8 protein-coding genes, 1 tRNA gene and 1 other RNA gene are annotated in these 7,356 nt (G+C 37.5%); 6 read left to right on the plus strand and 4 right to left on the minus strand.

What is annotated here, in order from left to right:
* Positions 1-65 precede the first annotated feature (65 nt).
* From AC1DCY_RS22705 to AC1DCY_RS22720, 4 genes are all read right to left on the minus strand, one after another.
* Entirely contained in the window at positions 66-944 is an 879-nt protein-coding gene (locus AC1DCY_RS22705; protein ID WP_337992051.1) for a response regulator, read from the minus strand.
* Positions 945-2,207 carry an ATP-binding protein gene (locus AC1DCY_RS22710; protein WP_477353721.1) on the minus strand — a complete coding sequence of 421 codons (1,263 nt, stop codon included), beginning with the start codon at positions 2,205-2,207 and terminating at the stop codon, positions 945-947.
* A gap of 272 nt (positions 2,208-2,479) precedes the next feature.
* Entirely contained in the window at positions 2,480-2,626 is a 147-nt protein-coding gene (locus AC1DCY_RS22715; RefSeq protein ID WP_477353723.1) for a hypothetical protein, read from the minus strand.
* 129 nt (positions 2,627-2,755) lie between these two features.
* A tRNA-Ser gene (locus AC1DCY_RS22720) sits at positions 2,756-2,848 on the minus strand.
* A 289-nt stretch (positions 2,849-3,137) separates the two neighbouring features.
* Here AC1DCY_RS22720 and ffs point away from each other — a divergent pair.
* The 6 genes from ffs (at position 3,138) to AC1DCY_RS22750 (ending at position 7,053) form a co-directional block, all read left to right on the plus strand.
* Positions 3,138-3,404: signal recognition particle sRNA large type (gene ffs, locus AC1DCY_RS22725), an RNA gene on the plus strand.
* 283 nt (positions 3,405-3,687) lie between these two features.
* A complete protein-coding gene (gene dnaX / locus AC1DCY_RS22730; protein ID WP_477353725.1) occupies positions 3,688-5,475 on the plus strand; it encodes a DNA polymerase III subunit gamma/tau in 1,788 nt (595 codons plus the stop codon).
* 21 nt (positions 5,476-5,496) lie between these two features.
* Positions 5,497-5,811: a YbaB/EbfC family nucleoid-associated protein gene (locus AC1DCY_RS22735; RefSeq protein WP_477353727.1), complete on the plus strand. Its 315-nt coding sequence runs from the start codon at positions 5,497-5,499 to the stop codon at positions 5,809-5,811.
* Positions 5,812-5,822: 11 nt separating this feature from the next.
* Positions 5,823-6,419 carry a recombination mediator RecR gene (gene recR, locus AC1DCY_RS22740; protein ID WP_477353729.1) on the plus strand — a complete coding sequence of 199 codons (597 nt, stop codon included), beginning with the start codon at positions 5,823-5,825 and terminating at the stop codon, positions 6,417-6,419.
* A 13-nt stretch (positions 6,420-6,432) separates the two neighbouring features.
* Complete coding sequence (locus AC1DCY_RS22745) at positions 6,433-6,648, plus strand: YaaL family protein (protein ID WP_477353731.1); 216 nt, start codon at positions 6,433-6,435, stop codon at positions 6,646-6,648.
* A 132-nt stretch (positions 6,649-6,780) separates the two neighbouring features.
* Positions 6,781-7,053: a pro-sigmaK processing inhibitor BofA family protein gene (locus tag AC1DCY_RS22750; protein ID WP_477353733.1), complete on the plus strand. Its 273-nt coding sequence runs from the start codon at positions 6,781-6,783 to the stop codon at positions 7,051-7,053.
* Positions 7,054-7,356: the final 303 nt, after the last annotated feature.

Here is a 7,356-nt window from a genome sequence, read left to right on the forward strand (position 1 = left end):
TTTTTAGGACTTGCCTTACTTTAATAATACGGAGGACTTATGAAATCCGACAAAATCCGAGAAAATTAATTTAATTTAGTTAAAATGTCTGAATATAATACCTGAATAAACTTCTTAATATTAACCTTTGCTTTGCGATTTTTGTGATCTTCTATCTGAGTCATAAGTAGACGAATTTCTTTAAAGTCAAAGTATCGAGGTGCATAATATTCAAATTCGGAGTTTGTATAATCTACGACACCTAAATTGGCGAGATTTATCATCGCTGCTAATATAGTCCGGCGCACGCGCTGTTCAATGGCTTTACTTTCTTTCAAAATTTCATCGGGTGTAGCCTTTGTGACAACTGCAATCTCCTCATAAAGCTCCTTTAATGGTGGAAGTGGTGCGATTTTGTGCTGATGAGCAAGTAATGTTTCGATGATAGCTATAATATCTTCGCTTCCGATCTCACCAACGATACCCATATCATTTAAGATGGATTGAATATGATCGCGTGACGTTGCTTTATGATTTATTTGTTCACTTAGATCAATATTTGTAAGTGATTGGCGAATAATAAGCAATGAATTTTTTAGGCGGAATTGTTCAGTTGTTTTACGTAAAACATTTTCAACCTCAATACGGTTTATAGGTTTATGAATAAAGAAATCTATACCTTGCTCATATGCCTCACCAACCATTTCCTTATTCACTACTTGAGAAATCATGACAAATTGTCCCTCAAAACGATTTTGAATAAGGTGTTCGACTGTTGCTATCCCATCAAGCTTGGGCATAAGTAAATCGATCAATACAAATTCCGGTTGTGTCATTAAAATTTGTGGAATGGCGTCCTCACCATTGCGTGCTTCACCAATAACTGTACCTAAGCCACTATCTTCAATAATTTGTTTTAACATGACCCGGCTTGCACGATCATCATCTACAATAAAATACCTCATTTAAGTCTCTCCCGTTTGAATAGTTTGCGTAGGAACTTTAATTTTAAACATCGTGTTTTGAGTATTTGATTCAACGGTTATTGAGCCATTTAATTTATTTACTAATTCAACAACATGTGACAGCCCAATACCTGTTGCTGCGACACCGTCTACATTGTATTTTGTGGTGTATCCAGGTTCAAAAATAATAGAGAGATTACTTTGTGGAATGCCCTTCCCGTTATCACATACTGTTATTACAGTATCGTCCTGTTGCTGCTGAATGGCAATAGAAATGATGCCTTGATTTTCAATTGCTTCTATAGCATTAGCTGTTAAATTATTCACAAGTGCAAGCAATGCAATATGTTCCTTCGTTTGAAAATCAATTTCTATATTTAATTTAAATTCAATTTCTTTGCCGAGAAAATTAGCGTACTTACTGTTGCCGTCTTCAATATAATGTAATAATTCTGACAATCTAAGGGAGCCAAAGCTCTTTTCACCAACAATTTTAGAAATACCTGCATAAATGCGTTGTGAATCCTTCTTCACTTCATGAATTTCCTGGGCAATATGAAGTGCCTGTATACTTTCTGCACGATAACCTAGCGATTTTAATTGTCGATATAATTCAAACCCACTGGCTGTAATTGCTTCTATATGGTTCATAGATTTTTTCAAATAAAGTGTTTCAACATATAAATCTGAGCCGATCGTAAGCATTTCCTGAACACGTTTTTTTTGCTCAGCGATTAAAATGGAACTATAAATACCAACAACAAAAAAACTACGTAATAAAGCAACTGCTAATAGTATTAGTAAATCATGAAGGAATAAAAAAGTATAAGAATTTATAAAAAAACGAAATAGTTGTTCCACTAAATTACTGAATACTTCACTAAACGCAACTAGCAATCCAAGCAATAGTGGTTTTTCTCGATATTGATGAATGCTTAGAATTTGTAGACATATTGCAAACATTATATAAAATGCAGCAGCAGGTAAATGTATTGATAAACTATCGACTAATGGAACATCATGTAAAGAGTAATTAATGATAACTCGAAAAATGGTTGTCGCGATGCTCGTAGTAAATCCAGCTAAAATGATTGGTGTAGGTCTAAGTAGAGTGCATAAAAAGAAAATAATACTTCCTAATCCGAAACGAAAAGTTGTATTAGCGAAAGGCATTATTTTAATCTCACTACCGATAGCTGTTAACAGAGCAATTGTGATAATCCAAGTGAGGGAAGCACGGGATATGTAAAATTTCGAGTGCATAAAAAAATCCTTCCTAATAATATTAACGAGCATTATGCTAATATAGCTCGTTTGCGTGTTTGGAATAAAGGTAATTGTACCACTACTTTTGATGTTGCGTTGGGGCGGAATGCGATTTTGAAACGAAAAACGTATTTGTCTAGATGAAATAATGCTATAGATTATTAACTTGTTTCAGCGGGTGTCCAAACATCCGCTGAAATAGAGGAACTCAGGCTAAGACCTTCACATCCTGTGAAAACGCCTGAGTGATCAACATCGTGCTGTTGCCGCTATGCTTTCGCGCAGATAAAACCCTTTTGCTGTCGCTTCGCTTTCGCACAGACAAAAACACGTTGTTGCTGTCGCTTCGCTTTCGCACAAAAAACATTTGTTGGCCTAAATCCTCCGGCGGATGTCACGGAATTATGCCGAGGCATAATTGATTGGTTAATCATAATTTACAATAAAAAAATACCACAACCTTAGTGGAAGTGGCATCTAATAAATGTTACATATAATTTTTAAGCAAAAAAAAACGGCTACATTCGTAGTCGGAATTTTAAAACTGGAGGAGGTAGAGGGATTCGAACCCCCGCGCGGTGTTACCCGCCTGTCGGTTTTCAAGACCGATCCCTTCAGCCAGACTTGGGTATACCTCCATGTTGTTTTGTTGCGTTGTCTTATCGACAAGATTTAATTTATCATATTTTGAAATGCACGTCAACAGATTTTTTATGTTTTTTTAACTTCTTTCAGTAAATGTCTTTTGTAACGTAAGTGAAACTACAGCTACAAATGTTTTCAGCGCGAAAGCAAAGCGTCAGCTACAATTATGCCGAGGAATTATTGATTAAAAATTTATTTTTTACAGTGCAGATAGAATGTTCCAAACAAATATTATGTGTATTAAGTTGCAATTTATGAAAACAGTAAGTATACTAGATATTGCCGTGCTAGGTGGGAAGGTAGCGGTGTCCTGTAACTCGCAATCCGCTCTAGCGAGACTGAATTCCTTTTTCGAGGCTGTCCGTATGTTTGGTCTGCCTCTTGCACGTAGTGTTGACGATTGGGTCCTGCGCAATGGATACCCATGAACCATGTCAGGTCCGGAAGGAAGCAGCATTAAGTGGTCTTATTCATGTGCCGCGGGGTTGCCTAATCTGAGCTAACGACAAGAGTAACGCTTATGTGCGGCTGTCGAAGAAAGGTGCACGGCATTAAATTGCCAATTCAAACGCATCCGTCTACAAAAGGCGGATGCGTTTTTTTATATGATTTTATAATATTTGTTGGGACGCAAGAGCGATCGCCAGAACGTTTAAGGAAGCTACAAATTGTGCGAGGCGGCCGATAGGAGCCGGAAGCATCAGCCTTCACTACAGGAAGCGAAAGAGAATCGTCTCAAATTTTTAGAAAAACGGTGACACTATTTTATAAATAACGAGGCAAATGCTATAATAGAACTATTCTATATAATGAAGAAGAGGAGAGGAAACCATTGACGTATCAAGCATTTTATCGTGTGTATCGACCGCAATCATTCCGAGAGATGTCTGGTCAAGCACATGTCAAAAGAACGCTACAAAATGCTCTCCTAGCGAATAAAACAACACATGCTTATTTATTTTCTGGCCCACGTGGTACCGGGAAAACAAGTACAGCTAAAATTTTTGCAAAGGCTTTAAACTGTGAGCATGCACCATCAAAAGAGCCTTGTAATGAATGTGCTACTTGTTTAAGCATTACAGATGGTTCTCATCCAGATGTTATTGAATTTGACGCGGCGTCTAATTCACGCGTTGAAGAAATACGAGATATCATTGAGAAAGTTCGATTTGCTCCTGCGAGTAGCAGATATAAAGTGTATATCATTGATGAAGTGCATATGCTTTCTACAAGTGCTTTCAATGCCCTTTTAAAGACTTTAGAAGAACCGCCTTCTCATGCTGTATTTATTTTAGCAACGACAGAGCCTCATAAATTGCCCGCAACGATTATTTCGCGATGTCAGCGCTTTGATTTCAAGCGTCTTTCAACCAATGATATTATTGAGCGCATGAAAGTTGTGTTAGAGGATATTGAGTTACCATTTGAGGAACAAGGTTTAAAGGTAATCGCACAATCAGCAGCTGGTGGTATGCGTGATGCTTTAAGTTTATTAGATCAGGTTGTATCCTTCAGTGGAGAAAAGTTGAAGCTTGAGGATATATTACTTGTGACAGGTTCTATCAGTCAGGAAGTTTTCTATGAATTAGCAGAAGCTCTTAAAGTAAAAGATGTCGCACAAATGCTTGCGTTATTAGAACAACTTATTGCGGATGGGAAAGATCCCCTTCGACTTTCGGAGGACTTGATTACATTTTTCCGGGATTTATTATTACTGCAAACAAGCGAAGATTTGGCTGAATTATTAGAACTAGTATCGCCAGAGGAGCGAGTATTTACATTAGCGCATGATTTTGCACCAAATTTGCTCTATGGCTACATTGATATTTTAGCGAAAACACAGCAAGAAATGCGGTTCTCCCACCACACAAAGATTTACTTAGAAACAGCGCTACTTAAAATGGTGCAGTTTTCGGGTGGTGCAGTTGGTCAGACTGCCACTTCAGGTGAGGTAGCTATGAGCCCTGAGCTCGCCCAAAAAATCGTGGCACTTGAGCAGATGGTGCAACAACTATCAGCCCAATTACAAGCTGGTGCTCCTGTGCAAACGGCGCAAACACCAAAAGAGCAACGTCCACGAGCAAAAAGTCCAAATGGCTATAAAGCACCAACAGGCCGTATTCAAGAGATACTAAAGGATGCTACAAAGCAAGATGTGCAACGTATCAAATCGGTTTGGGCACAGGCATTAAGCCAAATGCAAAAATCTCAGTCAGCTCTTTTAGCAGAGGCTGAACCTGTTGCGGCATCATCAAGTGCTTTTGTGTTAAAATTCAAGTATGATATTCATTGTCAAATGGTTGCTGATAATCAATCCCTAAAAGCTCAATTCACACAATTAATTGCAGGGCAAACTGGTACTATGTACGAAATGCTTTGTACGCCTGAAGAGGCTTGGTTAAAATTACGTGAAGAGTTTATTCGTGATCATGGCTTAGAGCAGCAGAAAAAATCCCAGGATGAAACCGATCATGATGTAGAATTATTAGAACCACCACCGGCAGAAATGCCAGAAGGGCCGTTTATTGACGATGCCCAACCGCTTGCTTCACAAGATCCACTTGTGACGGAAGCAGAAAAGCTGTTTGGTAAAGATTTTATTGAGATTGTTGAAGATTAATCATTTAGGAGGAATATGTTTATGCGCGGAATGGGAAATATGCAAGGTATGATGAAAAAAATGCAAAAAATGCAAAAGGAAATGATGGAGGCTCAAGAGGCTTTAAACGCTGAGCAATTTGAAGGCGCAGCTGGTGGCGGTATGGTGAAAGTAACTGTAACTGGTCAACGTGAAATTGTAGAAGTAAATCTTGATCCAACAGTAGTAGATCCAGATGATATCGAAATGCTACAAGATTTAATCGTTGTTGCTGCAAATGAAGCACTGAAAAAAGTAGATGAAAAAACGAATGCAACGATGGGTAAATTCACTCAAGGCATGAACCTTCCGTTCTAGGAGGTAAATAAATGTACTACCCAGAACCAATATCGAAACTGATTGATAGTTTTATGAAATTGCCAGGTATCGGGCCGAAAACCGCGGCTCGTCTGGCGTTTTTTGTGTTAACAATGAAAGAGGATGACGTTTTATCCTTTTCAAAGGCATTAATTGATGCTAAACGAAATTTAAGCTACTGCTCCGTATGTGGCAACATAACTGATGTAGACCCGTGCCATATTTGTACAGACAAACAAAGAGATCATTCTGTTATTTGTGTTGTCCAAGATACAAAAGATGTAATCGCGATGGAAAAAATGCGTGATTTCAATGGTATGTATCATGTATTACAGGGAGCTATTTCCCCTATGGACGGTATAGGTCCAGAGGATATTAACGTCGCTTCCTTACTAGTTCGTTTGCAAGATGAGACAGTTCAAGAGCTTATTTTAGCTACGAATTCAACTATTGAGGGCGAGGCAACAGCTATGTATATTTCTCGTCTAGTGAAGCCATCTGGCATTCGAACAACAAGGATCGCTCATGGACTACCAGTAGGTGGAGATTTAGAATATGCAGATGAAGTAACGTTATCGAAGGCAATGGAAGGTCGCCGAGAATTGTGAGTGAGGGATTAATATGTTCTTCCGCAGTAAGGGAAAATTAAAAAAAGAATTCGATGACAAGCTTGTGAATCTTATAAAAGGAACAAAAGAGGATTTGCAGCAGGCGAAGATAATTGAAGAACTACTAGATGACTATGATTTAGAACTAATTGCTCAACGAAAAGCAGCGGAGAGTATACATTTTTATTTATTCAAGGAAGCTAGAATTCGTAGAGTATTAATTAAATAATAGCTTTTAAACTTATTTCAGCGGGTGTCCAAACATCCGCTGAAATAAGTTAATGCCTCGGCAAAATGATATTCATAGAAGCAAAACAGGGAACATAAACTTTCATAATTATACTGTTAAGGGGGAAACCAGATGTCGTGGTTAGTAATTATGAGCTTTTGTGTGCCTGTAGTGCTTCTTTTTCTTTATATAATAATAAGACATGCCAAGATGGGTAAGATTTTAGAAGGAATGTCTGTGTTTTGGTTTAGATTTGCTTTTGCCTTTCTACTATTATTTATTATTCACTTAGGCATAGGGTATGCAGGCTATAATGTACCGATTAATCTATTTTCAGTATTCACAATTGCAATATTAGGTATTCCGGGTGTACTAGGAATAACAGCCCTAGTATATTTTTTATAAAATGTTTGCAAAACAAAAATATTGTGATATAGTAATAAGAGTCGTTAAGATAACTGTTGAAAAACAAATGAGTTTTAAATTAAATGATTTAGTTGTTGACAACAAATAAACGACATGATATTATATAAAAGTTGCTGTTGAGAAAACGGTAACGAAATGAACCTTGAAAACTGAACAAGCAAAACGTAATCAATAAAGTTTTTAGTAGCTAACCTTGAGTTGGTGAACGAAACAAAATTTTGGACATCAAACATGATGCCAGCAAAACAATTTGAGCTAATCAAATTTCTTTTTATGGAGAGT

Source organism: Lysinibacillus sp. 10T31, from assembly GCF_056394365.1.

Coding starts and splice junctions, on each gene's coding strand:
- AC1DCY_RS22735 (WP_477353727.1), top strand. CDS start 5,497: ATGCGCGGAATGGGAAATATGCAAGGTATGATGAAAAAAATGCAAAAA.
- AC1DCY_RS22750 (WP_477353733.1), top strand. CDS start 6,781: ATGTCGTGGTTAGTAATTATGAGCTTTTGTGTGCCTGTAGTGCTTCTT.
- AC1DCY_RS22710 (WP_477353721.1), bottom strand. CDS start 2,207: ATGCACTCGAAATTTTACATATCCCGTGCTTCCCTCACTTGGATTATC.
- AC1DCY_RS22715 (WP_477353723.1), bottom strand. CDS start 2,626: ATGCCTCGGCATAATTCCGTGACATCCGCCGGAGGATTTAGGCCAACA.
- AC1DCY_RS22745 (WP_477353731.1), top strand. CDS start 6,433: ATGTTCTTCCGCAGTAAGGGAAAATTAAAAAAAGAATTCGATGACAAG.
- recR (WP_477353729.1), top strand. CDS start 5,823: ATGTACTACCCAGAACCAATATCGAAACTGATTGATAGTTTTATGAAA.
- AC1DCY_RS22705 (WP_337992051.1), bottom strand. CDS start 944: ATGAGGTATTTTATTGTAGATGATGATCGTGCAAGCCGGGTCATGTTA.